Here is a 623-nt window from a genome sequence, read left to right as displayed (position 1 = left end):
CGCCGCGTTCGGAGGCCTACTTTGTTTTCCCTCTGGCGCAAGGCACGCCGGGAAAACAGTGCGGCCTCGCGGCTACTGGGGTCTACCAGCCTTCGCTTCGCTCTCCATGGCTGGCAGCGGGAGTCGCCGGCTGAGTTGCCCCTGGCGCAGGCAAACTATGATGTTGATGAAACGGCTGGTAGCGTCAGCGTGACGGTAAACCGCAGCAGTAGCAGTGCTGGACAGGTTTCTGTGGGTTATGCGACTGTTGACAATACCGCCATGAGCGGTAGCGACTATGTGAGCAGTTCGGGTACGCTTACGCTGCAGAATGGTGAGACCAGCAAATCCCTGAATATCTCTATCGATGACGATGCAAAGGCAGTGAATACTTTACGCTGGTCTTGAGTAACCCGGTGGGTGTAGCCCTAGGATCACCCTCTCAGGCGCAGATTACCATCATCGACGATGAGTCCTGCCCGCCGGGCACGACAGACCTGGAAGTTAAGGGGCCGGACAGTTATGTTACTAGAGTTTAGAGTAAGCAACATTGTTCCACCGTATATTTTCGGGTGAAATAAAGTTGCTATTTTGTTCATACTGCCCGTTAGAGCTTGTTCTATACGCTGATTGCTGCATCCTGC

Annotated in this window: 2 protein-coding genes; both read left to right on the top strand. The window is 54.1% G+C overall.

Translation table 11 applies throughout. The annotated features are described in order from the left end of the window. Positions 1–21 precede the first annotated feature (21 nt). On the top strand, positions 22–387 hold the full coding sequence (locus ACOCD2_RS24860; RefSeq protein ID WP_293650828.1) for a Calx-beta domain-containing protein: 366 nt from the start codon (positions 22–24) through the stop codon (positions 385–387). Next, entirely contained in the window at positions 384–518 is a 135-nt protein-coding gene (locus ACOCD2_RS24855) for a hypothetical protein (protein WP_293652438.1), read from the top strand. The genes ACOCD2_RS24860 and ACOCD2_RS24855 overlap by 4 nt, the downstream gene beginning before the upstream one ends. The last annotated feature ends 105 nt before the right edge of the window (positions 519–623 follow it).

Source organism: Thiolapillus sp. (assembly GCF_048562965.1).
Classification (GTDB): Bacteria; Pseudomonadota; Gammaproteobacteria; order Chromatiales; family Chromatiaceae; genus Thiolapillus; species Thiolapillus brandeum_A.
This window is presented reverse-complemented; position numbering and strand designations above follow the sequence as displayed.